Annotated in this window: 35 protein-coding genes; 28 read left to right on the forward strand and 7 right to left on the reverse strand. The window is 40.2% G+C overall.

Annotated features, from left to right (window positions below; all coding sequences use genetic code 11):
* The first annotated feature begins 642 nt into the window (after positions 1–642).
* Together A9237_RS27360 and A9237_RS15265 are read left to right on the forward strand one after the other, a co-directional pair.
* Entirely contained in the window at positions 643–984 is a 342-nt protein-coding gene (locus A9237_RS27360; protein ID WP_009696098.1) for a hypothetical protein, read from the forward strand.
* 1,170 nt (positions 985–2,154) lie between these two features.
* A complete protein-coding gene (locus A9237_RS15265; RefSeq protein WP_078608537.1) occupies positions 2,155–2,514 on the forward strand; it encodes a MazG nucleotide pyrophosphohydrolase domain-containing protein in 360 nt (119 codons plus the stop codon).
* 168 nt (positions 2,515–2,682) lie between these two features.
* Here the strand turns inward: A9237_RS15265 and A9237_RS15270 are convergent, their stop codons facing one another.
* Positions 2,683–2,913: a DUF2188 domain-containing protein gene (locus A9237_RS15270; RefSeq protein WP_078608538.1), complete on the reverse strand. Its 231-nt coding sequence runs from the start codon at positions 2,911–2,913 to the stop codon at positions 2,683–2,685.
* Between the two features lie 352 nt (positions 2,914–3,265).
* Here A9237_RS15270 and A9237_RS15280 point away from each other — a divergent pair, with 352 nt between their 5' ends.
* From A9237_RS15280 to A9237_RS15300, 4 genes are all read left to right on the forward strand, one after another.
* Positions 3,266–3,508: a zinc ribbon domain-containing protein gene (locus tag A9237_RS15280; RefSeq protein WP_237358432.1), complete on the forward strand. Its 243-nt coding sequence runs from the start codon at positions 3,266–3,268 to the stop codon at positions 3,506–3,508.
* Between the two features lie 144 nt (positions 3,509–3,652).
* Positions 3,653–4,015 (forward strand): hypothetical protein, encoded by a 363-nt coding sequence (locus tag A9237_RS27365; RefSeq protein ID WP_045465504.1) that lies wholly within the window; start codon positions 3,653–3,655, stop codon positions 4,013–4,015.
* Between the two features lie 154 nt (positions 4,016–4,169).
* Positions 4,170–5,024, forward strand: a complete 855-nt coding sequence (locus tag A9237_RS15290; protein WP_078608540.1) for a DUF4365 domain-containing protein — start codon at positions 4,170–4,172, stop codon at positions 5,022–5,024.
* Positions 5,025–5,255: 231 nt separating this feature from the next.
* Positions 5,256–5,600, forward strand: coding sequence for an antibiotic biosynthesis monooxygenase family protein (locus A9237_RS15300; RefSeq protein ID WP_009705215.1), 345 nt, complete (start codon positions 5,256–5,258; stop codon positions 5,598–5,600).
* Positions 5,601–5,817: 217 nt separating this feature from the next.
* Here the strand turns inward: A9237_RS15300 and A9237_RS27525 are convergent, their stop codons facing one another.
* Positions 5,818–6,081, reverse strand: a complete 264-nt coding sequence (locus tag A9237_RS27525) for a hypothetical protein (protein ID WP_237358433.1) — start codon at positions 6,079–6,081, stop codon at positions 5,818–5,820.
* Positions 6,082–6,374: 293 nt separating this feature from the next.
* On the opposite strand from A9237_RS27525, the gene A9237_RS15320 reads away from it, so the two are divergent.
* From A9237_RS15320 to A9237_RS15335, 3 genes are all read left to right on the forward strand, one after another.
* Positions 6,375–6,779, forward strand: coding sequence for a P-loop NTPase family protein (locus A9237_RS15320; protein WP_237358399.1), 405 nt, complete (start codon positions 6,375–6,377; stop codon positions 6,777–6,779).
* A gap of 226 nt (positions 6,780–7,005) precedes the next feature.
* Positions 7,006–7,536, forward strand: coding sequence for a hypothetical protein (locus tag A9237_RS15330; RefSeq protein WP_153303235.1), 531 nt, complete (start codon positions 7,006–7,008; stop codon positions 7,534–7,536).
* Between the two features lie 151 nt (positions 7,537–7,687).
* Entirely contained in the window at positions 7,688–7,972 is a 285-nt protein-coding gene (locus A9237_RS15335; RefSeq protein ID WP_038863851.1) for a MazG nucleotide pyrophosphohydrolase domain-containing protein, read from the forward strand.
* Positions 7,973–8,143: 171 nt separating this feature from the next.
* On the opposite strand, the gene A9237_RS15345 is transcribed toward A9237_RS15335, so the two are convergent.
* A complete protein-coding gene (locus A9237_RS15345; RefSeq protein WP_078608545.1) occupies positions 8,144–8,491 on the reverse strand; it encodes a hypothetical protein in 348 nt (115 codons plus the stop codon).
* A gap of 219 nt (positions 8,492–8,710) precedes the next feature.
* Here A9237_RS15345 and A9237_RS15355 point away from each other — a divergent pair, with 219 nt between their 5' ends.
* The 7 genes from A9237_RS15355 to A9237_RS15410 all read left to right on the forward strand — a co-directional run bounded on the left by A9237_RS15355 (position 8,711) and on the right by A9237_RS15410 (position 15,075).
* Entirely contained in the window at positions 8,711–9,199 is a 489-nt protein-coding gene (locus tag A9237_RS15355; RefSeq protein ID WP_021448794.1) for an HAD-IIIA family hydrolase, read from the forward strand.
* A gap of 138 nt (positions 9,200–9,337) precedes the next feature.
* Positions 9,338–9,742: a hydrolase gene (locus tag A9237_RS15365; RefSeq protein ID WP_237358402.1), complete on the forward strand. Its 405-nt coding sequence runs from the start codon at positions 9,338–9,340 to the stop codon at positions 9,740–9,742.
* Positions 9,743–9,897: 155 nt separating this feature from the next.
* Positions 9,898–11,676 carry a HEPN domain-containing protein gene (locus tag A9237_RS15375; protein ID WP_078608549.1) on the forward strand — a complete coding sequence of 593 codons (1,779 nt, stop codon included), beginning with the start codon at positions 9,898–9,900 and terminating at the stop codon, positions 11,674–11,676.
* 162 nt (positions 11,677–11,838) lie between these two features.
* Positions 11,839–12,300 carry a GNAT family N-acetyltransferase gene (locus A9237_RS15380; protein ID WP_078608550.1) on the forward strand — a complete coding sequence of 154 codons (462 nt, stop codon included), beginning with the start codon at positions 11,839–11,841 and terminating at the stop codon, positions 12,298–12,300.
* A 148-nt stretch (positions 12,301–12,448) separates the two neighbouring features.
* Positions 12,449–12,808, forward strand: coding sequence for a hypothetical protein (locus A9237_RS15390; protein WP_078608551.1), 360 nt, complete (start codon positions 12,449–12,451; stop codon positions 12,806–12,808).
* A 147-nt stretch (positions 12,809–12,955) separates the two neighbouring features.
* A complete protein-coding gene (locus A9237_RS15400) occupies positions 12,956–13,414 on the forward strand; it encodes a GNAT family N-acetyltransferase (protein WP_078608552.1) in 459 nt (152 codons plus the stop codon).
* 701 nt (positions 13,415–14,115) lie between these two features.
* A complete protein-coding gene (locus A9237_RS15410) occupies positions 14,116–15,075 on the forward strand; it encodes a DUF2971 domain-containing protein (protein ID WP_078608553.1) in 960 nt (319 codons plus the stop codon).
* A gap of 156 nt (positions 15,076–15,231) precedes the next feature.
* On the opposite strand, the gene A9237_RS15420 is transcribed toward A9237_RS15410, so the two are convergent.
* Complete coding sequence (locus tag A9237_RS15420; protein ID WP_017035198.1) at positions 15,232–15,510, reverse strand: type II toxin-antitoxin system RelE/ParE family toxin; 279 nt, start codon at positions 15,508–15,510, stop codon at positions 15,232–15,234.
* On the reverse strand, positions 15,507–15,791 hold the full coding sequence (locus A9237_RS15425) for a type II toxin-antitoxin system TacA family antitoxin (protein WP_005398409.1): 285 nt from the start codon (positions 15,789–15,791) through the stop codon (positions 15,507–15,509). Before A9237_RS15425 ends, A9237_RS15420 begins: the two co-directional genes overlap by 4 nt.
* A gap of 206 nt (positions 15,792–15,997) precedes the next feature.
* On the opposite strand from A9237_RS15425, the gene A9237_RS15435 reads away from it, so the two are divergent.
* The 8 genes from A9237_RS15435 (at position 15,998) to A9237_RS15490 (ending at position 21,461) form a co-directional block, all read left to right on the forward strand.
* Complete coding sequence (locus A9237_RS15435) at positions 15,998–16,549, forward strand: GrpB family protein (RefSeq protein ID WP_078608556.1); 552 nt, start codon at positions 15,998–16,000, stop codon at positions 16,547–16,549.
* Positions 16,550–17,484: 935 nt separating this feature from the next.
* On the forward strand, positions 17,485–17,937 hold the full coding sequence (locus A9237_RS15460) for a hypothetical protein (RefSeq protein WP_033006609.1): 453 nt from the start codon (positions 17,485–17,487) through the stop codon (positions 17,935–17,937).
* Complete coding sequence (locus A9237_RS15465) at positions 17,934–18,422, forward strand: hypothetical protein (RefSeq protein WP_078608557.1); 489 nt, start codon at positions 17,934–17,936, stop codon at positions 18,420–18,422. Before A9237_RS15460 ends, A9237_RS15465 begins: the two co-directional genes overlap by 4 nt.
* A gap of 255 nt (positions 18,423–18,677) precedes the next feature.
* Positions 18,678–19,115, forward strand: coding sequence for a DUF5675 family protein (locus A9237_RS15470; RefSeq protein WP_237358403.1), 438 nt, complete (start codon positions 18,678–18,680; stop codon positions 19,113–19,115).
* Positions 19,115–19,609 (forward strand): hypothetical protein, encoded by a 495-nt coding sequence (locus A9237_RS15475; protein WP_078608558.1) that lies wholly within the window; start codon positions 19,115–19,117, stop codon positions 19,607–19,609. The genes A9237_RS15470 and A9237_RS15475 overlap by 1 nt, the downstream gene beginning before the upstream one ends.
* A gap of 133 nt (positions 19,610–19,742) precedes the next feature.
* Positions 19,743–19,889, forward strand: coding sequence for a hypothetical protein (locus A9237_RS27550; protein WP_237358405.1), 147 nt, complete (start codon positions 19,743–19,745; stop codon positions 19,887–19,889).
* A 487-nt stretch (positions 19,890–20,376) separates the two neighbouring features.
* The gene (locus A9237_RS15485) at positions 20,377–20,850 is read left to right on the forward strand and encodes a GNAT family N-acetyltransferase (RefSeq protein ID WP_078608559.1); all 474 of its coding nucleotides are present in this window, start codon (positions 20,377–20,379) and stop codon (positions 20,848–20,850) included.
* A 221-nt stretch (positions 20,851–21,071) separates the two neighbouring features.
* Complete coding sequence (locus A9237_RS15490; protein ID WP_078608560.1) at positions 21,072–21,461, forward strand: MAPEG family protein; 390 nt, start codon at positions 21,072–21,074, stop codon at positions 21,459–21,461.
* Positions 21,462–21,538: 77 nt separating this feature from the next.
* Here A9237_RS15490 and A9237_RS15495 read toward each other — a convergent pair whose 3' ends face one another.
* Both A9237_RS15495 and A9237_RS15505 read right to left on the reverse strand, forming a co-directional pair.
* Positions 21,539–21,769, reverse strand: a complete 231-nt coding sequence (locus A9237_RS15495) for a PAS factor family protein (protein ID WP_005442035.1) — start codon at positions 21,767–21,769, stop codon at positions 21,539–21,541.
* A 421-nt stretch (positions 21,770–22,190) separates the two neighbouring features.
* Positions 22,191–22,520 carry a winged helix-turn-helix transcriptional regulator gene (locus A9237_RS15505; protein ID WP_237358407.1) on the reverse strand — a complete coding sequence of 110 codons (330 nt, stop codon included), beginning with the start codon at positions 22,518–22,520 and terminating at the stop codon, positions 22,191–22,193.
* Positions 22,521–22,729: 209 nt separating this feature from the next.
* Here A9237_RS15505 and A9237_RS15510 point away from each other — a divergent pair, with 209 nt between their 5' ends.
* The 4 genes from A9237_RS15510 to A9237_RS15530 all read left to right on the forward strand — a co-directional run bounded on the left by A9237_RS15510 (position 22,730) and on the right by A9237_RS15530 (position 25,339).
* Positions 22,730–23,209, forward strand: coding sequence for a nuclear transport factor 2 family protein (locus A9237_RS15510; RefSeq protein ID WP_078608563.1), 480 nt, complete (start codon positions 22,730–22,732; stop codon positions 23,207–23,209).
* Between the two features lie 114 nt (positions 23,210–23,323).
* A complete protein-coding gene (locus A9237_RS15515; protein ID WP_078608564.1) occupies positions 23,324–23,986 on the forward strand; it encodes a Type 1 glutamine amidotransferase-like domain-containing protein in 663 nt (220 codons plus the stop codon).
* Between the two features lie 103 nt (positions 23,987–24,089).
* A complete protein-coding gene (locus A9237_RS15520) occupies positions 24,090–24,485 on the forward strand; it encodes a tetratricopeptide repeat protein (protein ID WP_237358409.1) in 396 nt (131 codons plus the stop codon).
* 485 nt (positions 24,486–24,970) lie between these two features.
* On the forward strand, positions 24,971–25,339 hold the full coding sequence (locus tag A9237_RS15530) for a hypothetical protein (RefSeq protein ID WP_078608567.1): 369 nt from the start codon (positions 24,971–24,973) through the stop codon (positions 25,337–25,339).
* Positions 25,340–25,360 lie beyond the last annotated feature (21 nt).

The following is a 25,360-nucleotide window of genomic DNA, read 5'->3' on the forward strand; positions in this document are numbered from 1 at the left end:
CTATTCTTATCCCAGTTAACGCCTAAGAAAGCCAATCTCTTCGTTTGAAAGGACACGCATAGACTTCCGGTTATGGGAAGCTTAGCGGCACCACCCGTCAAAGCTGACTAGACAAAAATTTGCCTGGTGGATTTAAAGATACTTAATATTAAAAACTACAGATCAGAATCGAACTATTATAGCTATTCTGTGAGGAACACTTACTAAGCTTATCATTTCTCTCATGTATTACTCCTTGATTTTGTGAAAACAAAACTGGCTTTATTTAGCCATAATCAATACAGTTTCTTAAATTTGGTCGTCTATTTATTGCGCGTTTTCAAAACGGCGTGCAGTATACCTAAGTGTTTGAAAGTATGCAACTTGTATTACAGCTCATGTGCGTTATAATTGTACTGTTTGAAAGGGCATGCATTCTTTTAATGTGTAGCCGAAAAAGCTCCAGCTACCAACTGGGGCTTTTTTGTTTCGTAGTATGTCGATCTCGTTTATTTTCGTTATAACAAACTGTTTAAGAGTGATTCGCAACGCGTGGCATTTTTGCTATGCGTTGCGTTTAGTGTTTAAGGTGATATGCAGGGGGCTTCAGTATTGTGTTGCTCACACCTTAACAGGGCGTTAGCAATCAGGGAGAAATTGGAGTTGAGTGGTTATCAATCGAATTTAGAAAGTCAGCTGAACATGCTCAATGAGACTTGGGATTCATTAATAAGTAACGGAGTCACCAACGAAACAGAGTTAGTTCTAGAATTTAGCTACTTATGTCCAAATAAAGCATCAGCTATTCAACTAAACGACGCTCTCGAAAACTATGAGTCACTGATCAGAAGTGAGGGGTTTATTAACCGCTCATGGTTTGTTGAAGGATATTCTCACCCGACAACGGTAACCAAAGACATCCTTGCTCAATGGTTAGACTTTATGGTTACAAAAGGTTGGGAGTTTCAATGTACCTTCGATGGTTTTGGGGCTTCGTTTAGTTAAATTGCTAACAAACTGTTTAAGGGTGATTCGCAACGCGTGGCATTTTTACTATGCGTTGCGTTTAGTGTTTAAGGTGGTATGCGGTGACTTCGGCATTGCGTTGCTCACACCTTAACAGGGCGTTATGTTTCTTAGTCGAGTGTAGAAAACTATAGTTAATATTCAGATGCTTATTGTGGAAAAGGAGAGTTGATGGATGTGTATTCGTTACTAGCATTTGCGGCTTTTCTAGTGCGCTTCTTTTTAATTACGTAAGAAGTAGCGAAAATATCTCGAAGTATCCTGAAAGTAGCTCTTGGTTGTTTACTGTCATTCGATATTCTATGGTGTCACTCTTCATATCCTTTGTTTTTATCGGATTTTCTGCTTTTTTAGCAGCAGGTAAAAGCTAAGTTTTTAGCCGGTAAAATTGTTCTGCTCATTTACGGTAACGTACTGGCGGGTGGTAATAAACATAACAAATTGTTCAAGAGTGATTCGGCACGCGTGGCATTTTTACTATGCGTTGATTTTAGTGGTTAAGGTGTTATGCGGGAGCTTAGGTATTGCGTGCCTCACACCTTAACAAGGCGTTAGTACGGGTTTGATATCAAAGGTCACAAGTTCAGGTGTTTATCTGTTTTGGCGCTCGAATTTACACCTTTTAGTTAGTGCCTTTCATGTTCTATCCGGTGGCACTATATGCGGAGTGTTCGCTTTGATTTCACCGTTTACGGTTTCTAGCTCTTAACCTATTTCTTTGGTGCTTCTTCATTTTCGTGGTGGCTTTTGAGAGAACCTTGGTTGTAATTGATGCTGTCGTCGGAGTACTAGGACCGAATCCTTTTCTAATTTGAAGCCAGTGAAAGTAGGGCAGTTCAGTGCGTTTTTCTTCTAGCCAACTTTCGTTTTTCAATCGAGTTTAACTTTTGTAGCTGCCCGTCTCACTTCAGTGTTCAAAGCCTTTCATATCATGCTACTTTTCAATATCTTGGAGCGCACAAATAGAAGTAGCGCATGTACTAACAAATTGCTTAAGAGTGATTCGTAACGCGTGGCATTTTTACTATGCGGTGGCTTAGGGTGATTAGGGCGCCATGCGGTAGCTTTTGTATTGCGTTACTCACACCTTAGCAAGGCGTTAGTACTATTGAGTTTTACCCAGTATTGGTGACTTTTGTAAGGAATAATATGAAAAAAGATCTTCGAATTTCTGATGCCTTGGGAATGTCCCAAGAATTGTGGAATAAAAATAAAGACAAATGGGCTCCTATGGAGCCTGAACATGCAAACACTTTTATCCTTTATATGATTGAGGAAATCGGGGAAGTTATATCCATCGTCAAGAAAAAGAATGTTGACGATCTAATGGCTACAGGTTTAACTCGTGACCATCTCGTTGAAGAGCTCTCTGACGTTTTAATGTATTTCTCTGATGTATTGAATAGGTTTGATATCAGCGCCGATGAGCTAACAGGCGCATATTTAAAGAAACATGATAAAAATATGGGGCGTGATTTTGAAAGTGAGCATAAGCAATCTTACACATGATTAATTTTCCTAACCCCGTACTAACAAAACGTTTAAGAGCGATTCGCAAACGCGTGCTGAACTCGCTTCGCTCAAACATAGCACGCGTTCACTCACGCCTTAACGTGGCGTTAGGCATATAAGCGGCAATTAACTGAATGGGAGTTCCTTCTCCCAATCTTTTAGAGTTTAACCTTTAGAGCTTTTTGGGTCGTTTCCGTAACTATGTTTATCTCGGATTTTGTTGTTGTCACCTCTATGTATAGATACTTCAGATTGCGCTTTTTTTGCTAGCTCACGAGTTTTCTCAAATACTTCTTTTTGAGTTTTGCCTGTAATGCTTGCTCGACCTGCATCCTGACGCTTGCCACGCCAAGTTCCATCTGAACCTTGATAAACGTTGTAGTCATTCTTTGCCATAAAATTTACCTCAAATGAATAAGTTATAGGATCACCAGTGTGTGCAACCACACAAATGATACATGGGTATTTGTACAGGTTAATTCAAGTGGTATATTCAAGAATATGCCTAACAAGTTGTTCAAGAGGGATTCGCAACGCGTGGCATTTTTACTATGCGTTGGGTTTAGTGTTTAAGGTGGTATGCGGCGGCTTAGGTAATGCGTTGCTCACCCCTTAACAGGGCGTTATGCCTATAAGAGGAAATATGGATAGTATATGGGAGTGTTTTGGGTGTGGCCATAGCAATGAACACTCATCATTGAAGTGCGAAAAGTGCGGGTCTTTAGGCAAAGAGCTTGCAAACAAGCAGATGGCAAACCACCTGTTAGGGAATGACAAAGTGAAATCGAAGTTTGAATACAGCTGTGATAAATGTGGTTCAGAATCATATGAGGTTGGTGAGCTAAGAGCCAGTGGTGGATTTTGGAGTACATTTTTCAATTACAACAAACACCGTTTTTATTTCTTATCATGCAGTAGTTGCGGTCACACTGAGTTTTACAAACGAGGTCTAGGTACTGGACAAAAAATACTAGATTTTCTAGGTGGTTAGCATAGGCATAACAAACTGTTCAAGAGGGATTCGCAACGTGTGGCATTTTTACTATGCGTTGGTTTAAGTGATTAAGGTGGTTTGCGGCGGCTTTGGTATTGCGTTGCTCACCCCTTAACAGGGCGTTATGTTTTGGAGAAAGCTATGAATTTAGAAGATTTTATCTCTCAATCATTGTCTCAAATAGCGAAAGGTATTGAAAAAGCGAATGAAGAGTTAAAAGGCTCTCAGGCTCTTGTGTGTCCGCAAGGGGTTCTCGATGTTTCGAGAGATACTCGATATGGCGGAATTAAAGTAGAAGATGGATGGTTAGAAGTTCACGAAGTTAAGTTTGATGTAAGTGTGTCAGTTGCTGAGGGTTCCGAATCGGGGGGCAAATTAGGTGTATCAGTTGGTGGTTTTTCTATAGGCGCTAATGGTAAAGAAAATCAGGCTAATTCATCTGCTTCGAGAATTCAGTTCTCTGTTCCTATGGTATTACCGCAAGTCCAGTATTCTAAAAAGTAGAACAAACATAACAAACTGTTCAAGAGGGATTCGCAACGCGTGGCATTTTAACTATGCGTTGATTTTAGTGTTTAAGGTGGTTTGCGGCGGCTTCGGTATTGCTTTGCTCACCCCTTAACAGGGCGTTAAGTGTATGGCGTAAATAGGAGTGCAGATGAAGTATATAATGAGAAATGAATCATCAATCATAGGTGATATTACAGAGAATGATATTAAAGCACTGTGCGCTAGGCTAGGGTGGGCAGTAGAAAAAGTCCAAAATGATTATGGCGAAGATCTCTTAATCCAAACCAAAGAGCATGAACGAATGGATCCATTTAAAATATGGATTCAAGTCAAGGGTACGACTGATTTCGAAACGAAAAGAACTAAAAATGGAAATATATCTCAGAGTGTCGCTAAAGGAAATATGTGGAAGTGGCTTCGTTCAAGAGAACTTTGCGTGCTCATTGTATGGGATATAAATGAGACAAAAGGTGTTTACTCGATAATTAAAGATGATGTAGATCCATTTGATATATATAAAACGGATTGTGATTCTATGACTGTCAGTATAGATGGGAATGCCCATGTTTCGTTGGATGCTTTAAACAAGATATGTTGGCAAGCTCGCCTCGAATACTACGAATCAGTAATAGCGATGTCGAGAGTAGAATGTGAAGTTAGTGGTGGTCAACAGGAATCAAGTTCTCCTTTATCTCGAAAATTCTTACTAGTGAGCGAGTATCTGCATAGCGTTGGTGTAATTGCTCATTTTGGTTCTGAAAAGCACATATTGTTAACTGATACATGCCAAGCTTACTTTAGTAACGGGCTTATAAATTGGCAACGTGAACACCCTGATGACTCTGAATATGACAGTAGAGGTTCGGTGGTTGCTTTAATGATAATTAACAGAGTTCGTGAAGTTACAGAGCTTAACATTAGTCAGTCATTATTGATGGATTGCATGGAGTTTTTTGAACATTTTGGTCGTAGCTTTGATCGCAATGAGCATACATACACTTAACAAACTGTTTAAGAGTGATTCGCAACGCTTGGCGTTTTTACTATGCGTTGCGTTTAGTGTTTAAGGTGGTATGCGGCAGCTTCGGTCTTGCGTTGCTCACACCTTAACAGGGCGTTATGTGAATGGCGAAAAATCACAGAATCTAATCTCTAACTTCTTGCTACAACTCATATTTACAGCAGCTCCAATTCGGTAAAATGCTCGAATATATTAGTCGTAGTCTGGTGAGTTATGATCGCAGTAATTTTTGAAGTACAGGTAGCAGAGGGTAAAACTTCTGAATATCTAGATATTGCAAGTGAACTAAAACCGCTGCTATCAGATATTGATGGTTTTATCTCAATCGAACGTTTCCAAAGTCTAACAAATGACAGCAAGGTTCTATCTTTGTCATTTTGGCGTGACGAAGAAGCAATTCAAGAGTGGCGCAACCTAGAATCTCATCGATTTGCTCAATTAAAAGGTCGTAGTGGTGTTTTTGAAAGCTACAGACTCAGAGTTGCGGGTGTCATCAGAGACTATGGCATGGACATACGCTCAGAAGCCCCAAAAGATAGTATCGACGCACACGGCTAAAATTCACATAACAAACTGTTCAAGAGGGATTCGCAACGCGTGGCATTTTCACTATGCGTTGGTTTTGGTGTTTAAGGTGGTTTGCGGCGGCTTCTGTATTGCGTTGCTCACCCCTTAACAGGGCGTTAGTCGCCAGAAAAAGCTAGCAATCAAAATCATGTTTCTGAACTTAATATTTAGCAGCTGTTTGCTTGGTACACCGATTAATCTTCGATCATCAGAACTTAGTTTTAGCTGTTTTAAGTCCTAAGTTTTGTAACTGTTGTAGCGGTTGTTTTGTTCTTTGGTGCTTACAGAGCAGGGCAATCGAGAGTCTGTTTTTGGTTGCAACTCCGCTCGGTGAGTTTGTCGGTACAAAAGCCGATTTACTCGCTGAAATGACGTTTTCTCTGGTGTGGTAAGTTCCACGTGGTTTCAGTGACTTTGTTGAAGGTCCGCACTGTGAGATTGGTTTTCCAAAAGCGCTTGTTGGTGTTGTCAGTCCGTTTTCTACGACGTTTTATGTTCCAAGTGGTTTCATTGAGTAGGCGCTTTGAAACTACGCCTGACTTAAATGCATCAAAACACATAAAGTTTGTTGTTCGCAAAGTTTAGTTCGGCTTAAAATTGTCGCTCGGTGCCTCGCGACTAACAAACTGCTCAAGAGGGATTCGCAACGCGTGGCATTTTTACTATGCGTTGATTTTAGTGATTAAGGTGGTTTGCGACGGCTTAGGTATTGCGTTGCTCACCCCTTAGCAGGGCGTTAACTGGATTGATGACGAGGTAAGTCCGATGAAAAGAATTGCGGTCATTGGTTCCGGCGGTTCGGGTAAATCCACATTTTCGGCACTATTAGGTACAGAGTTGAATTTGCCTGTTCATCATCTCGATCAGCTATATTGGAAACCAAATTGGGTTAAAACTCCAAAAGATGACTGGATCAAAATTCAAAAAGGTCTTTGTGAAAGCGAGTGTTGGATTATCGATGGTAATTATCAGAGCACCCTTGATATAAGATTTGAAGCTTGTGACACAGTAATATTCTTAGATGTAAACCGATATACCTGTATCTATCGAGCACTAAAGAGAACATTATTAAGTAGTAAGCGTCCAGATTTAGCTGAAGGTTGCGATGAAAGGTTTGATATCGAGTTCATCAAATTCTTATGGGACTATCCAAAAAGTCGAAACCCCTAATAATGGACAAACTCAAGACGCTTACAAGAAATAAGCGTGTAATTATCGCAAAATCTGGAGAGCAAGCGCTCCGCCTTTGCAAATCCAGTTAACAAACTGTTCAAGAGGGATTCGCAACGCGTGGCATTTTTACTATGCGTTGGTTTTAGTGTTTAAGGCGGTATGCGGCTGCATCGGTATGGCGTTGCTCACCCCTTAACAGGGCGTTATGTTTTCGGTACAGTTGGTGAAAATGTCAAAAAGAAATCCAGAGAAAGAGCTAATAGAAAGTTTCAAAGAACTGATTACTTCAGATAATGCTTTTGGGATCAAAGAAGCCGTTAACTTTGGTGATGATTCCGATACAGTTGCTGACGTAGAGTATCTCGCTAAAAATGGTGAGTATTTAATTTTGGAAGCAAAAAGCCATAAATCTTCAAATGCTCAAAATACACGCCATCAAATTTTTGGTCAGTTACTAAAAGAGCAAGGAAAAGAAAATGATAAAAGAAAGCTCTATGATAATAGCGCCGTATTTGGGTTGCTAATACCAGGTGATCAAGCCATTGGTGTTAAAGGCGCTCCCAAAAGTGACGGTGTTAAATACTACAGAGACGGGTTTACTGCTATACCAAAAAGTAAATTTTCTGCTTTTGGGGATTTAGTCAATGCTGGGTATGTTTTTGTTTGTTTTGGTGTGGAGCGAATAGAAGTGTTTTCATGGTTAGGCTTTTACAGTGATGATAAACCAATATGTACTATTTTAGCCCAAACATAACAAACAATTTAAGCGTGATTCAGCACGCTTGGCATTTTTGGTTTGAGTCGAGTTTAGTGTTTAGGGTGGTTAAATTAGGTGTCGTGGTCGCGTGCTTCACACCTTAATTGGGCGTTATACGCTTTATGAAAAATGATACAAAAAGGACGTTATGAAGTTATCTGAGTTACAAAGTCATATAAAAGAATTCGATTATGCGCCAGAGCAATCTGAACACTATTTTTTAAAGCTAATCGAAGAAGTTGGCGAGTTATCGGAATCTATTCGCAAAGGCAAAAGTGGGCAACCAACGCTAGATGAGCTCAAAGGTTCAGTCGCAGAAGAGTTATATGACGTTTTGTATTATGTTTGTGCTCTAGCCAATATTCACGGTGTAAACCTTGAGAAAACGCATGAACTAAAAGAAGTTTTGAATAAAGCTAAGTACAACCGATAGGACGCGTATAACAAATTGTTTAAGAGTGATTCGGCACGCGTGGCATTTTTACTATGCGTTGATTTTAGTGGTTAAGGTGGCATGCGGAAGCTTCGGTATTGCGTGCCTCACACCTTAACAAGGCGTTATGGTGATTTAACTCCAGATCAGAGAGACTGGAGTTAATTAGAGCTAGAAGCAGCCGTACTCGTTGCAAGTTGAAGAAAAGTAGTTTCCTTCTGAGTCAGTGCCTGTTGTGTATGTATTGCTGCCAATCTTATTCGTTGTACTGTTCCAAGAATTACCATCAGCAGATGTACCGTTGGTGTAAGTCGAGTTACCTACAGAAGTGCTAGTTTGATTCCAACTTGAACCAGTTTGGCTGTTGTAACCTTGAACAGACGTAGTGTTGCCGTATTTCTGGACGTTGTACGTATTTCCATTGTCGTCATAACAAGTCTTGTAAGAGTCAGATCCATAGCAGTTTGCAAGTGCATTTGTAGGCAGACTAAGCGAAATTAATAGTAGAAGGTGTTTCATTGATACATCTCAAATAACAGGGTGGCGTACTTTAAATTTAAATTGCGTCATATGCAACAAAAATCATCATAACAAATTGTTCAAGAGCGATTCGGCACGCGTGGCATTTTTACTATGCGTTAGTTTTAGTGGTTAAGGTGGTATACGGAAGCTTAGGTATTGCGTGCCTCACACCTTAACAAGGCGTTAGCTTTCTACAGAACTCAAAAGAGGTATTCAATGGATTTGAATAGATATGAATTGGTCATCTTTGATGCTGACGATACACTACGGGAGTGCACTGTTGAAGGTCAGTTTTATCCGCTTGCACAAGGGGAGTGGGTGTTAAAAGGTGATGTTTGTGATGTCCTCAGCAAATACGATTGGACATCCAAAAAATTTGGTATCGCGACAAATCAACCGGGTATATCTAGGGGGGAGTTTACAGAGGAAGTAAGTCTTCAACTCCTTAATGATATGGTCATAGGCGTTTTTGGTTTTCTTCCGGATAGAGAAGCCATTCAGTTTTGCCCGCATGCCATTGATGGTGAATGTGACTGTAGAAAGCCAGCAGGCGGAATGTTAAAGCGCATAATAGCGCATTTTGGTGTCGAGCCAGCATCGACGGTTTTCGTAGGTGATCGCCTTAAAGATAAAATTGCAGCGGAAAGCGCAAGTTGTGGTTTTATCTGGGTCCACGATCTTGTAAACGGAAGCTCCAAAAGCTAACAAACTGTTCAAGAGTGATTCGCAACGCGTGGCATTTTCACTGTGCGTTGAATTTAGTGATTAAGGTGGCATGCGGCAGCATCGGTATTGCGTTGCTCACACCTTAACAGGGCGTTATGTGCTTTGGGAGAAATGGAAATGGATATTCCCGACAGATTCAAAAATGTAAGATACGTTTCATCTCGCATTCCAGGTTGCAAAGATGATTCAGACTTAACGCTTGGAGCTAACTGTCAGGTCTTTGCTTATAACCTGCTTAGAGACTTCGGTCTAAATCCACCCAACTACCGTTCTAGTGAACTGTGGGGTGACTTAGAGTTTAGTGAGGTGGTCACCGAGTTTAAGCCGCTAGATATCATGATGTACAACGACTCTGCTGACTCATACGGAGCACACGTTGGGGTGTATGTCGGTAATGGACTCGTCTACCACCTTTCTTTATCCAATGGCGTACCCATGTTTGAGCGCCATTTAGACTTACTTCAACAATGTAAGTATCAGTTTTTTATTGGCGCTAAGCGTATAAAACAGTTTGGTGCATAACGTAAGCACGCACATAACAAACTGTTCAAGAGGGATTCGCAACGCGTGGCATTTTTACTATGCGTTGGTTTTAGTGTTTAGGGTGGTATGCGGCGGCTTCGGTATTGCGTTGCTCACCCCTTAGCAGGGCGTTATATTTTTTTTAGGTGGTAATAATGATAATTACAAATTTAAGAACTTGGACGTACGAAGATAGCATGGAGGGGTTGCTTTTCTTTGCCCAGCGTATCTTAGAGTTGTCCTATGATAAAACAGAGTTTTCTGAGAAAAGGGTTTCTGTATCTGCACTTGATATAGTTAATGAGTGCTTGGAGTATATTAACTTGGAAGAAAGAGGGTTGTTCAATGTCTCTAATTCAGAGTTGGACTCCTTGTTTACTGAGCTGGTAGATGCTATTCGTTCGAGTAAGACAATTAAAGGTGTTTTAGGTGATAAACTAGAATACTATCTATCTAAGCTTAGTGTAGATGCTGATAAGAAAGTCACTAAGAATGTTTTAGAAATTCTGAGAATGAAACTTAAAAGTGGTGATTATTATTCTCTACTTAAGCATGACCTGAAAGATTGTATTATTAATTTTCGTAAAAAAGACGAGCTACATAATATAACGACTAGCTTCTTCCAGTTTTTGTTATCATACGGATATCAAAAAGGCACAGTTTATTTTTTGACAAATAAACATTTCTTTGATCGTTCAGGTATCAATAAAATTAGTTCAATTGACGACATTGATACTTTTACATCTCTTTTTGATTTGGAAAAGAAAAAGTTTGAAGTGGTTTTTACTGCTTCAAATCTTTTTATGGAAATAAAAGATTCATGCAAAAAGTTCAAGTTAGAACTCAGCGAAGAGAAAGAGTCGTTATACAATGAAGCACTAGAGGGTAAGTTTTATAAAAATACAAAGAAGAAGAAATTATTCATATCCTGCAAAGATATACGTGCAGTTGATTATCAACACGCAATGAGAAAGGCTAAAGATAGAGTTTCATTTTTGTTAGATTTATTTGTTGTTTTCAGTCACAGAAACAAGCCTTGGGTCTCTGATTACTGTCTTGTATATAAGCATGATAAGCATAATGTCGTAAATATTAGCAAGCAAGGGAATGCAATGCATTCCCTTGGCGAGCAAGAGTTTTCTTATACCAAAAAAATATTCCCAATTTTCATTTCCCAATTTGGACTTCAAACTGAGTCATTTCAGAGATTTAATCGATGTGTTGAATTGCATTCTCATGCGTTGGATACAGATGAGGTTGCATCTCAGATTGTGAATTTATGGATATGTCTTGAAACACTATTAATTACCAATAAAACAAACTCTCATATTGGCAGGGTTGTAGATACTGTATCTCTCATTAATTCCTTCTATGCTGTGCGCAAAAGGATCGCATCTCTAAGCGATCTACTAGTTAAGTGGAATAAAGAAGCATTTGAACAAGCGAAAGAGAAGATAGGCATTTCAGATGATGAAAAGGCAACGGCGGCATTAGTTGGCGTAGAGGAGTATGAACCTATGGCTGTTGAGCTTCTAGACTTAATGGGGGATCAACCTCTTCTTAGATACAAGTTCTTTCTGCTAGTGCGAGATATGCAGACAAGGTCAGGTGTTAAATTATTTATTGAAAAAGAAACTATTAGATGCAAGAGAGATATCAACAGAGCTTATCGCTCAAGAAATAAAATAGTTCATCAAGGTAATGTTAATGATCATGAGGATTACTTGGTTGAAACCATTCATCATTATCTTGATTTGATGCTTTTTGCTATTATTGAAAGAAAGGTATCATTTAATGATATTCGTACAATTGACAACTTTATACAAGAAATGAGGATTAATGTGGAGTGTCACAACAGCTTCTTGTCAGGCGACCAGAAAAATAAGATTACCAAAGACGAATTTGCAAATATTCTTTTTGGTCCACAGAACTAAAATATAACAAAGCATTTAAGAGTGATTCCCAACGCATGGCATTTTTCATTCCATCGTTGGGTTTCGTGTTTACGGTGACTTGGTTAAGTTTCGTGGTGGCGTTGCTCACACCTTAACAGGGCGTTATGTTTTTAATCAACTCCAAGGATTTAGGAGGGTAAAGTGATAAGTCTATTTGAAATGGAACCTGGTTGTTTTGAGCTGTTTCGTGAAAACTTTATACGAGAATACGCTGGTTCTATCAGCTCCAATTATGGCTACTCTGAAAGGAAATCTTTTGAGTTCGCTTCCCTAGACTTCGAGATGAGACTACCCAATAAGCTTGTTACTGACGGTAACTATGTCTGTTCGATTAAATTGGGGGAGCTATCTATAGGTCATCTTTGGTACATAGAGAGCGTAGAAGACTCAACCGCTTTTATTTGTGACTTCTTCATAGAGCAAAAGTATCGCAACTCAGGTTATGGCAAATTAGTAATAAAAAACCTTGAATCCCGCCTCAAACAAAGTGGTATTACAAGGTTGAAGCTCCATGTTGCAAATGGCAATAATGGTGCTTTAAGGCTGTACACTCGTCTTGGGTATGGGATCACAGGGCATAATCTATTCAAAAAGTTTGATTAGCTTGATGAACACCAAAACATAACAAACAATTTAAGAGCGATTCGGCACGCGTGGCATTTTTACTATGCGGTGGTTTTAGTGATTAAGGTGGCATGCGGGAGCATCGGTATGGCGTGCCTCACACCTTAATTGGGCGTTAGGTGAATTAATGGAATATCACTACACAAATAATGATAGGTTGATGCAGCTAAACGACTTAAAAGGACGTTTGAAGCTTTTAATTGCTCATCTTCAACTAAACCATAACGATGCCAAGATAATTTCAATATACGAGCGTGCTTTGTTTGACGTAGATGAGCTGATTTGCAATGGTTTTAACCAAAATCAATTGTCGAATGTTAGTGATTCAATCCCAGATCTTTTTAATCGGCACAAAGATTGGGTACCTCCCTTAGAAGTTGGCTCTGATGGTAAGTTGTCTGAGCAGCAATGGTTTTTAGCGTTAGAGAACTCTCTTCAACCTGTTCTAAAAAGTGCAAGGGAACTAAAGGAGTTGGGTGCGCGATAATTCACCTAACAAACTGTTCAAGAGGGATTCGCAACGCGTGGCATTTTCACTATGCGTTGGTTTTAGTGTTTAAGGTGGTATGCGGTAGCTTCGGTATTGCGTTGCTCACCCCTTAACAGAGCGTTATGTGCTTTGGTGGAAATGAATATGGAAATCACAATCAGGCGTATCGAAACAGAAAGCGTTGAGGACAGAAGTATATTCGAGACTCTGTTCAAGGAGTATCTATCTGGATTCTCAGTTGAACTAGATCTCTCAGTAATTGCTCAGCTATTTGCGTTGCCTTATTTCTACGGATTTATCAGTTTTGTCGACAATAAGCCAGCTGGTTTTGCGGTTTGCTTTGAATCGTTCTCAACTTATCGTGCGCAAAGAGTGATGAATATCCATGATTTTATGGTGTCGGACAACTTTCGTGGTAAAGGTGTTGGCAAGGCGCAACTGAACGGTATCGAACAGTATTGTCGTGATAATGATTACCTCAAAATCACACTAGAGGTCGGTGATGATAATGTTGCAGCTAAAAAGCTCTATAGTTCATTGGACTACGAAGATTACAGAGTAGTTTTGACAGGGCAACAACATTGGCAAAAGTACCTCAATTAGCACGCACATAACAAACTGTTCAAGAGGGATTCGCAACGCGTGGCATTTTCACTATGCGTTGGTTTTAGTGTTTAAGGTGGTATGCGGCGGCTTTTGTATTGCGTTGCTCACCCCTTAACAGGGCGTTAGTACGGGTTTGGCATCAAAGGTCATAAGTTTTGGTGTTTATCTGTTTTGGCGCTCGTCTTTACACCTTTCAGTTAGTGCCTTTCACGTTCTTTCCGGTGGCACTATATGCGGAGTGTTCGCTTTGATTTCACCGTTTACGGCTTCTAACTCTGAGCCTATTTCTTTGGTGCTTCTTCATTTTCGTGGTGGTTTTTGAGAGAACCGTGATTACTTTTGGTGTGGCTGTTGAGTGACGAGGAAAGAATCCTTTTTTAATTTAAAGCAAGTGACAATAGGGCAGTTCAGTGCGTTTTTCTTCTAGCCAACTTTCGTCTTTCAATCGGGGTAAAGTTTTGTAGCTGCCCGTCTCACTTCAGTGTTCAAAGCCTTTCATATCATGCCATTTTTCAATATCTTGGAGCGCATAAATAGAAGTAGCGCATGTACTAACAAATTGCTTAAGAGTGATTCGTAACGCGTGGCATTTTTACTTTGCGGTGGCTTATGGTGATTAAGGCGCTGTGCGGTAGGTTTTGTATTGCGTTACTCACACCTTAGCAAGGCGTTAGGTCTATCAAACAAGGATATTTCAGATGGAAGATGATTTAGTATACCACTACACGACAGCAGAAGGTGTTCTTGGGATATTACAGAGTTCGTCGTATTGGGCTACACAGATAGATTATTTAAACGATAAAAGCGAATATCTTTCAGGACTAAATATGGTTAATGATTTAGTTCGCCCTGTTTACTTTTCTAATCGAAAAGAACTCATGAGTTATTCCGATGAAGAGATGAGGTTAAAAGGGTTAGATGGCTACATCGAATACAGAGATATAGCGCTATTAGCTGATAAAATGTTAGGCGGTATGCCTTCTGAAATTGGAATCTATTCTGCCTCATTTACGTCTGAAAAAGATAGTGTTAAACATTGGATGGCGTATACCAAAGCAAATGATGCGTACAGCATAGGGCTTTCGAGAAAAGAATTGTTTAGTGAGTTTAATAATAGCCATAATATGTTTCGAAGTGTGTCTTATAATAACCAGTCTAATGAGAATCTTATAGCGCGAAGAGCAGTCGTTGAATTATTAAAAGCATACGGAGACTTCAAAATTGTGGCTCCGTTTGTTAGTAAGAGAAAATGTAGGCATTCTGTAAATGAGAGAATTCAAGCTGCACAATATTACCTTGAAGTGTTAATGAAAGTTCATATGTATGCTTGTTTCGTAAAGCATAATAGCTTTTCGCATGAATCAGAAGCTAGATTGGTCACTACTCACATTTCAGAAGACCTGCTGGGGTCTCCTAGATTTATCGGCACCCGCGACTATCCGATTTGCAAGAATTCAAGCGATGTATTTTATCGAGCTTCATCTGGCTTGCTCATACCTACGAAAAGTATACATATCCCTAGGTCTGCTATTAAGAAAATAATAGTGGGTCCACATTACAGTCAAGAGCTAGCCGCAAAATCAACACTTAGCTTGTCGAGAAAGCTTGGCTATTCTGTATCTGTTGAATGCTCGCAGGTGCCGTTGAGATATATATAACAATTCTACTAATAGACCTAACAAACTGTTCAAGAGGGATTCGCAACGCGTGGCATTTTCACTATGCGTTGATTTTAATGATTAAGGTGGTGTGCGGTGGCTTCGGTATAGCGTTACTCACCCCTTAACAGGGCGTTAGTTCCCCAGAGGAAGCAATCAATCCGTAGGGAATTTTTGTTTCTGGTGTAGTACACGCATAACTCGGATGATATCGCCCTCAATCCAGTAAGAGACAATCATCGAAATCTCAGGAATGATGAGTAATCGTCCGCGGATGCCATCTCGTTGCACACCCATTAAAGGTTGTTCAAGCAAGTTTTCTACTTTTGCTTCAATGAGGTTGTCAGTTTTTTCTGCCGCATCAGGGTTGAAGTCATAGAGAAACTCGAAGATCTTTTCACGATCATTAAGTGACTCTTCTTCCCATAAAATCATTGCTTACCTCGATTACGGATTCTGGCTTTGCGCTCTTCCATTCGAGACTTAGCCGTTTGGTGCTCAACGAAAACAGATTTTCCTGAGTCAAACTTCTCAAATGCTAGGTTTACTTGTTCAGTTAGCCATGCATCGTGAGATAATGTTTTTCTTTGTTGTTCAGCGAGTTGCTCAGTAAGTTCTCGGCAAGCATCACTTAGAGTTCGACCTTGGCTCTCAGCCATTTGTTGAGCTAGGCGTTTTGTTTCTTCATCAACACGAAATTGAATTCTAGTGTCCATGATATATTCCTTTGTTGGTGTGTGTACAAATGTTAGCACTAGGCTTTGAGATGGGCAACTAACAAACAATTTAAGAGTGATTCGGCACGCGTGGCATTTTTACTATGCGTTGGTTTTAGTGATTAAGGTGGTATGCGGGAGCATCGTATTGCGTGCCTTACACCTTAATTGGGCGTTAGGTTTACGAGTTAACATGAGAGGTTAAAGTGGATAAAACTGAGTTGATAAAGCGACTTGAAGAGTTAGGTATAGGGCTAGAGCGTTTTATAGTCCAGATAACCGACTACGTCCATACATGGTCTGAAGCCTATGAGCTAATTGTCAGCGTTATTGCGCCTAGCTTGAGTGGTGTGACTATCTATCATATTGGTAGTACAGCGATCCCAGGCTCAATTGCAAAACCGATAATAGATATAGGTATCGCATATAATGACACTTTAACTTTGCAGCAAAACATTCTAGCGCTCGAATCTCTAGGCTTTACTTGCAAAGGAGAACGGGGAGTTGAAGGTCGTTGTTTCTTCACATATTACAACGACAACGAGCGCTTCGATTATATCCATGTTCATGCTTATAAGCAGGGCGACTCAAAGTTAAGAAAACATATTCACTTTAGAGATGCTCACATTCAAAACCGAGAGTTGCTAATCGAGTACAATGTCCTCAAACAGGGCTTGATTGCAAGTGGCGTCAGTAGACAAGATTATCCTGAAGCTAAAGCAGCTTATATTCAAAGAATACTGTCACTTACATCGTGAAATCATAAACCTAACAAACTGTTTAAGAGTGATTCGCAACGCGTGGCATTTTTATTATGCGTTAGTTTTAGTGTTTAAGGTGGTATGCGGAGGCATCGGTATTGCGTTGCTCACACCTTAATGCGGCGTTATGTGTCTTGGTCAGGATTGCGTCGAGCCAACTACTTAAAATGAGATAATATCCGCTTTTAAATGAATTACAGGGAGTGTAAATGAAAAAAGTCGAGCGATTTGAGTCACTAATCAGAATCATGGATGTGGTTATAACATGTCTAGCAGTACTAATAGTGGCAGTTGGTATCTTTTCCACTGTCTTGCATGGAATTCAACTAGGTATTGGCGCTCTCGTATCTGGGATAATGCTATGGATAGCCAAATTTTTCATATGTGGTATATCATATACATTGATTCAGATAGCAAAGAACACTGCTCCAAAAGCTTCGGATGAAAACACATAACAAACTGCTCAAGAGGGATTCGCAACGCGTGGCATTTTCACTACGCGTTGAATTTAGTGATTAAGGTGGTTTGCAGCGGCCTCGGTATTGCGTTGCTCACCCCTTAGCAGGGCGTTATGATAATTCGGATAAATTAATTCGTCTTCAGGGCGGTGACAGGGGAATATGGGGTTGTCATACCTGCAACAGTACCGTTTATGACTGGACGTATGTAAAGCCAAAACCAAGGAGTTCTAGGGGACTCGGCACATAACAAACTGTTCAAGAGGGATTCGCAACGCGTGGCATTTTTGCTATGCGTTGATTTTAGTGTTTAAGGTGGTTTGCGGCGGCTTCGGTATTGCGTTGCTCACCCCTTAACAGGGCGTTATGCAACACGAACATTTCGAATTTCGTCCCTATTCACACATATGCTACAAGTTTTGACTTTCTACTGTTGTAAGATGTGCTTCATTGTTCATATGGAGGAAGTTAAACATGGAAAAGTGTCCAGCAATCGTCGGTGTTGTTTTCGATGATAAAAGCTTAGCCGCGATAGACAGAATAAATGAGCTACATGAATTGGAGAAAAGTGCGCAATTCTTTATCTCACTTGGAAACTTAATTAATATCTTTGGTGGAAATGTAGTCAAAGGAGCAGGGAGTAGTGGTGTAACCAAAGCTATCTCTGCAATTCCAGCAAGCGATACTATACATAAAGCACGAGATGTTAGTATCGCAGTCGGTAGAGGTGTTTCTTCTGATGCAGGACAAACTGCGTGGAATATAACCCAAGCAAACTGGGAGTATTACTTCAAATCCTACAGCGCTCTTACCGTTATTAAGCTTAGACAAATTGAAAACATTGCTACGGAACAAGCCTTAGAGCATGTAACAGACAGAAAGCAGTACAGGTTTTGGAAAGCTATATCTGATGGGTGTAAATTATGAGAATAGCTCTTACATTTTTTTTGATAGTATTTTCAATTATTTCCAATGCAGGTCAAAGTGTTGAAGATAAGCTATTCACTGACTTAAATAATTCAATAGATGCTTTGGGTTCTCGGATAGCCGTTTGTAGTAAGATCTCAACGAAAAATAAACCCGATGAAGAGACCTTAAAATTTGCAAAGAAAAAACTTGACGAACTTACTCCAGTATTAGCTCATATTAATTATTTAGCGATTGAACGCTGTAGTTTTAGCGAGAAAAAAGAACTGGCGTACAGTATGCTTATTGCAAAAAACAATGCTAAGCGTCAGAGCACTTTGGAATTAGTTGAAGCGACGGAGAAGATGACATTTCCATTTAATACAGAGTCGCAAGCTAAATTTGATGCTTTAAGTGGGGAAATCAAAACGTTTTTAACAAACAGCAGTTTTTTCAGTAAGCCATTTGACGTATTAGCATTTTACGAAACGGTTGCTGACATGTAAGTGTTGCATAACAAAGTATTTAAGAGTGATTCGCAATACGTGGCATTCTCACTATGCGTGAGTCTAGTGTTTGAGGTGGTACTCGTTGGCCTCAGTATTACTTCATTCACTCTTTAACGCGGTCCTAAAGTTGGTGTAAAAAACGTTATTCTCAGTTTCATTTTAGTTAGTGATGCCTCTATTAACGCTAAGACGAATCTGTTGCAACAAGACTATTCTGTTAATTTCATTGGTTTTATAGCTAAGGTAAGAGCAATGAAAAAACTAGATGAAGTTAAATTAAATCTAAAACGAATAAAGCAAATGGGGGAGACAACTTTAGGGAAGTTGACTATTGAGGGCGTGAGTAAAAGTTGGTTTGTATTGGAGCCTGCTGGACCAGATTCCATAATTGAAGGATCCGACAAAAGGATCAAAGCCGGCACTTATAAATTACTCCCATACAGCTCACCGAAGTATCCAAATGTATATGAACTACGAAATGTTCCGGGTAGAACGTATATTCTAATCCATGCTGGAAATTATCACAAAGACACTCTCGGGTGTTTGATGCCTGGTAAAACGTGGGGGAGTGTGGCTACGTCTCATTACTACGTGGGTAATAGCAAGTCGGCGCTAAAAGAAATTTTTACTGAAATCGCTAGCTATAAAAAAGTTTCCATAAATATATCTAATCAGTTGGAGCAGCAATAATGATGAGGAATATAGCAATACTTCTGGTGTCTGTTCTTTGCTCAGGATTACTGTATGCTAAACCCCCAGAAGTAAGCCTCTTACATAAATGGATGATAGAAAACTACAAATCTATTGAATTAGACCTTTCAGAAAGAAAAACTACGGAATTGGTTCCTATACTTTTTTCTTTGGTAGAAATTTGGAAACGTAGAGACGGAGCTATTTCTGGAGAGGTTTCGCCTTTGCTGTTGGTTGCGCTAGCAACAGAGCCTCAGAATACTCTACTTTTACTATCCGGAAGCCCTGAGTCTTTTGATAAATGGTTAAATGAGTTAGAAGGGATGGTGTTTACTGATCACACAGGCAAGGAGATGATTCGATTAGAAAAGCTAAGACTTGATGTACTAGCAACAATGAAGTCTTACTCTAGAAAACAACCGGATAATTTTAAACCAATGGTTGAAGCACTAATTGAAAGGTTGGAGGTTATAAAAGTGAGCGTGGTAGATTAACCCAGTATTAGTAACCAGCTAACAAAGCATATTTCCGTCCATTCACGGTTAAGTTTCGGATTAGAGTATAATTGTTTGGCTTTGTGATCGCGTTGCTCATATTTCAACAAGGCCCTATATCTCAGGAGAAAATATGAAGGTTGAGGTGCAAGAAATAGCACCCAATGAAAAGGAATTGATTCAAAGCTTACTGCAATTTTATGAGTACGAATTCTCAATATATGAAGAAGATGATGTTGATGAGAAAGGCTATTTCGAGATTGCGGACGTTGATGAATAATTCGAAATTAAAGAGTATACGCCATTACTAGTGCGAGTCTTGGGACAACCAGCTGGTTTTGTCATTGTTAATTCAGACCCTAGTGCTGAACAAGGGAGATACCTCATTGAAGAGTTCTTCATAATGAAGAGGTTCCTGCAAAAGGGCGTAGGGAGTGATGTTGCAAGTCAAGTTTTTGATATGTTCAGCCAAGATTGGGTTGTTAGGGTGATAAGTGAAAACGTAAAAGGTCAATCATTCTGGAAGAAGGTAATAGATCATTACACAGGTGGGAACTTTTCTATTGAGGTTTTCAATGATGAATCGTGGGAAGGACCGATATATACATTTAGCAAGCCAAGTTAAGGAACACAAAGACGTAAAAGTGGCTCGGTATACGTGACGCTCTCGCATTGATGCAATATAGGCGTTAAGGAATACTCCACTTGTGGCTTAATATAATAGAGCGTCCTAGCTATGGACGGACAAGCGTTAAAAGGATTTTTATATGCTAAACATTCGGCAAGCTCATACCGGAGATATAAGCACCTTAAAGAAGTTACAGTTTCAACTTCATGAATACCATCAAACGAATTTACCAGATGACTTCTTATCACCTGATGAAATAGAACAAAACATCGATCTAAATAAAATCATCGAAAGTGAAAGCTCGATTTTTCTTGTTGCTGAAAATGAAGGGCGTTTAGTGGGTTTTATTTTTGGTGAGTTATGGGATCGTAAGTCTTGGACGTTAAAGCAGCGTAAGATTGCAAGTATTGAACAGATTGCGGTGGATTCAAGCTTTAGAAATCAAGGCGTCGGGCTGAGGTTAATCGAAGCATTTGAGGAGCTGGCGATTTCTAAAGGTGGGGAAGAGCTTTGGTTAGAAGTTTACTCTTTCAATGAAGCCGCATTGAGTTTGTATCGCAAAGCCGGTATAGAACCCAAATTCCAAATTGGCCAAAAGGCGTTAGTCCGATAATTCAATGAATAAATGATGTCATGAGCGTTTTGAGATGGGTATTTCCCATGCTCGTTGTGAAGTACAACCTCTGAGACTCCTGTCGCGGAATGGTTCTCCACTCTTATCGTGAAAGAGCCAGTACGTCTGTGTTCGATGTATAACAATGCATTGAAGAGCTTATGGAAAAGTATCGTTGATAATCTGAGTATTAATGTCTTCGATACAAACAAGGATGACACATGGACATTTTGATTTTTTGTCTAATCGTTGCTGCTCTGCTTCCTTATATTGCAAAAATACCCCTTGCAGTTGCTATGCACAAAGCTGGTGGCTACGACAATAACTATCCTCGCGAGCAACAGGCTGAATTAAAAGGATTTGGTGCTAGGGCATTAGCTGCGCATCAAAACGCTTTTGAATCTTTAATAGTATTTGCCTCGGCGGTTCTTGCTGCTATATCGACCGACACTATAAACGCGAATGTTCAGTTCTTAGCGTTGACACATATTGTCTTCAGAGTTGCCTACCATGTGCTTTATTTATTGAACTTGGGCATTTTGCGTTCGATATCTTGGGCAATAGCGATGGGCTGCGCGTTTGGCATTATGGGGCAATGTCTTTCTGGTTAATCGTTCGAGAAGAATCATATTGAATTAAAGAAAAACGGCCCGTCAGGGGAGTTGGGCCGTTACAAGTGTAAAGCTGATTAACGTTCAGGAGTCGTTAACAGTCTCACTGCGCTGTCTACCGCATTGTCGATACCTTGTCGACTCTCCAATTTACCAGAACTCGCAGGGCCAAGTGCGCATGCGTAAAGAGCAAGCTGTTTATCAAATGGCAAATCCAATTGCTCATAGAGATTTTGGCGGATCTTTGCGTGGTGTTCAGGTTCTTGGTTAGCAAGGTTGACAAGCGTGTCGTAAATAAGCGTTTTCATATAATTCCTTTTTTATTGCACGGGGTGCATATGTATTGTATTCGATTACAATCAGAAATTAAGAAGCACCAATCACAGAAAAATGGTCTGATATAAATTCGCTAAGCGAAGTAACTTCGATATGGCAGGAAATAAAATCTCAATAAAATCAGTAGTATAAATAAAATTCTGTGTTGGTTGTTTTGCTGATCTTATACACGACAATGCTATGAAAAAGAGCACTAATTTTGCGAGGCGAATGGTCGTAATTCAACTCTAAAAAGCTTACTTTCTTGTAGTCTAAATGGTTCAGTGATTGTATTTTGTTATTGACGAATGCCTTAACAAAAACAGATGAATAATGCTCAAGTTTGATTTTGAGAACTTCGTATAGTGAGAAAAAAGGAGCGGTCAATCGCTCCTTTTTCTATTTGAGAAAGTACTAACTATCCAGACGCTTAAACACATCGTCAATTAGGCTCTCTCTGTCATTTATTGCTCTATCGAGAAAGTCTTTTGGTGCGTTTGTCTCTGGAGCGTACTTACTACTCCAAATCATCATTTCTAAAAGAATAGGCAGCATATCCTTGCCTTTTTGTGTCAGAGAATAGACCTTTTTGCGCTTGTCAGAAAGGTCTACCTGTTTCTGAACTAATCCTTCTTTTTCAAGATTTTCCAAGCGACTCGACAAAATGTTTGTGGCGACTTTTTCTTCTGAGCCTTGTAGCTCGGAGAAAGAGTGTTTACCAAAAAACATCAGATCTCTCAGCACAAGTAGGCTCCATTTATCACCAACGATGTCCAGGACATTGGAAATAGGGCAGTCGGAGCGTCTAGACATGATATTCCTCGATTTGATCTATAAAACTGTGGTCATGATAATTCACTTGCATTTTGCAAGCAAATTATTTAACTTGCAAAATGCAAGCTAAATTAAAGCCACGAGGAAGTGGTCGACGAGAACCGAAATTGGAGCAACTTATGACTAATTCAAAAATTGAGTTTGAATCCTTTATCAAGGCTCATTGGAGTCTGGAAGACAAAGCAAATGCAGAAGCGGCGTTGACGTTTGTACAACAGATAATGAACGATCATAATTTTGACGCTATCCGAGAACGCTTCAATGGTAAAAACTATAAACAGCACAATCGCAATATGGCAGATGGTATCGAGGGTGTTATCAAAACCATGAGCGATTTGGTGAAAAATGCACCAGAGTTTAGTTACGACGTGAAGCACGTTTTTGTAGATGGAGCACACGTCATTCTGCATTCTCATGCCACGCTTAAGGCAGCGCATCGTGGTGATGATTCAAAAGGGATGAACATCATCGATACATGGAAAGTGGAAGATGGTGAATTAGTAGAACATTGGGATGCAGTTCAAGGAATCAGCATGGACATGCGACTGTATAACCTGTTTGCTGGTGGTAAGGTACGGAATACAAATGGGGTGTTTTAAAACGCCCGTATTTCCGTTTCCGAAGATGGAGTGTAAAGGGTTTTAAGTTCGTGCGTTAACTCTCCATTCTGTTCATCACAAAGCATGTTTTTAAAGGATTAAAAGAGCATTCGTATGGAGAAACATTGCGTCGTTCTTGGCGGAGGTGGTTGGATGATGGGAGAGATCCCAAGCCAACTCGACCAATACATCTTGTCTTTGACGGGAAAGAAGAACCCAAAAATCTGTTACCTCTCAACTGCTACTGGCGATGCGGAAGAGGTCATCACCCGTTTCCACAATGCTAAGTTGAGCGAACACCTCACACACTTTCCTCTGTTCAAGTTAGAGAAAGGCTGGCGAACCAAGTTGTTCGAGCAAGATGTGATTTACGTTGGCGGTGGCAATACCCGTTCTATGTTGGCTCTATGGAAAGAGTGGGGCATCGATGAGATTCTCAAAGAGTGTTACAACCGCGGCATCATACTTTGCGGGATGAGTGCTGGCGCTATTTGTTGGTTCGATTATGGGATTACCGATAGCGATCCAGAGGCTTACTCCATCATCAAAGGGATCGGTCTTTTGAAAGGTTTAGCATCTGCTCACTTTGTTGAGAACGACGAAAAATACGACCTGTTCGAGCGTTTTGCCCATAGTCAGCTTGATGTAATCTGCTACGGCCTCAGTGATTACGCCGCACTGCATTTTGTCGATGGTAATCCAAGCAAAGCCATATATAGCGATGAGAATGCTCAAATCACAATCCGAAACGGCAATGATGAGATTTCAAAGAGATAAGCCTAGCTTAGATGCGCTTACACGACTGTGCAAAAGCGGGAGTAGATGTCTTTTATTTTGGCTTCGAAGGCAGCCAGAGGCGTCACAATGGCAGCAGATCTTGTTGTCTGACAGCTTAAGAGTGCTGGGCAACTACCAAACCTCAATAAACATCGGAGAGCGTGTCTCGAAAAGCGCTTTGAGTAACAAGCATCATTTTTGGGCTTTGCACGTTGTGGCAACATCAAAACAGTACATGGGCGACTATGTTGAAGCGATAAGCTTGTGCATACAAAGTCAGGCGTTTGCCACGGAGTTGTATTTGAGCTTTAGTTATCAGCATTTGGGCAAGTTGTATGTAGAGCTGGGGCGATTGAAAGAGGCGGAAGTACTGTTGAATGATGCACTTAACATCAGACGAAAATACGATAAGCCGCTTCTGGAGTCATCGACGTTAAAAGCGCTCCAAGGATTGGAAGAGTTAAGGAAGAACAGTACAAGGAACGTATATGAACCGTAAGATTTGGCTTTTCATTGCCATTGTATTGCTAAGTGGACCTACCGTGTTACCTATTAGCCTAGAAGCATTCTTCCTCGTTGAGCTCGTTGGCTTTCTAGGAATATGGTCAAATTGTTCCAGCTATGTGTATGCTATCTGTGTTCACCCTTATACACGACGCTTTTGGGCATGTTTTACAAGTCCGGAGCAGCATTGGCTTACTCATTTTCCAATGATGGAACTGAAACGTCATCCGTCTCTCCTCATTCACATGCTGCCATATCGAAGCGTTTTAGCGTGGTCCATCCCTACACTGGTTAGTGTTCAGCTTATGGTAGGTTTTCGCTTTTAGTTCTGATTTGCGACCGGTTAGAAAGAGGTGATGTAATTGAACTAAATATCAGTCTGTTTCTAATTGCTAGTCTCTCCAAACTCTTTATATGTCCTTTTGACTAACTTATCGCTAGTGGTTTGATGAGGGCATAGGCGACTCAGGGAGGAGAGTAATGGAAGCACATTGGAAAGTAATAGAAGCCTTAGCGAATGGCACGAACCCGATAACAGGAGAGGCGCTGCCAAGTGAATCTCTTTACAATGAGCCTATCGTTATTCGAGCAATGTTCGCTGTTTTGCAAGATTTAAAGCCATCACCAAAAGTGAACAAAACCAAAAGAACCATTGAGCAAAGACAGCGAGAAAATGAATCGAATGGTTTACCAAAGAACGCAGGATTGCCTTGGACACCGGAGCAGCGCGAGCGTTTATCTGAACAGTTTTCCTCTGGTACAGAAATAACCTCGCTCGCAGAAGAGCATGGTAGAACCCGTAATGCCATAACCGCGGAGCTAAAAAAGCAAGGACTGATAGAAGCTTAACGCCTCAATAAACAGTTTCGT

Source organism: Vibrio owensii (genome assembly GCF_002021755.1).
In the GTDB taxonomy this organism is placed as follows: domain Bacteria; phylum Pseudomonadota; class Gammaproteobacteria; order Enterobacterales; family Vibrionaceae; genus Vibrio; species Vibrio owensii.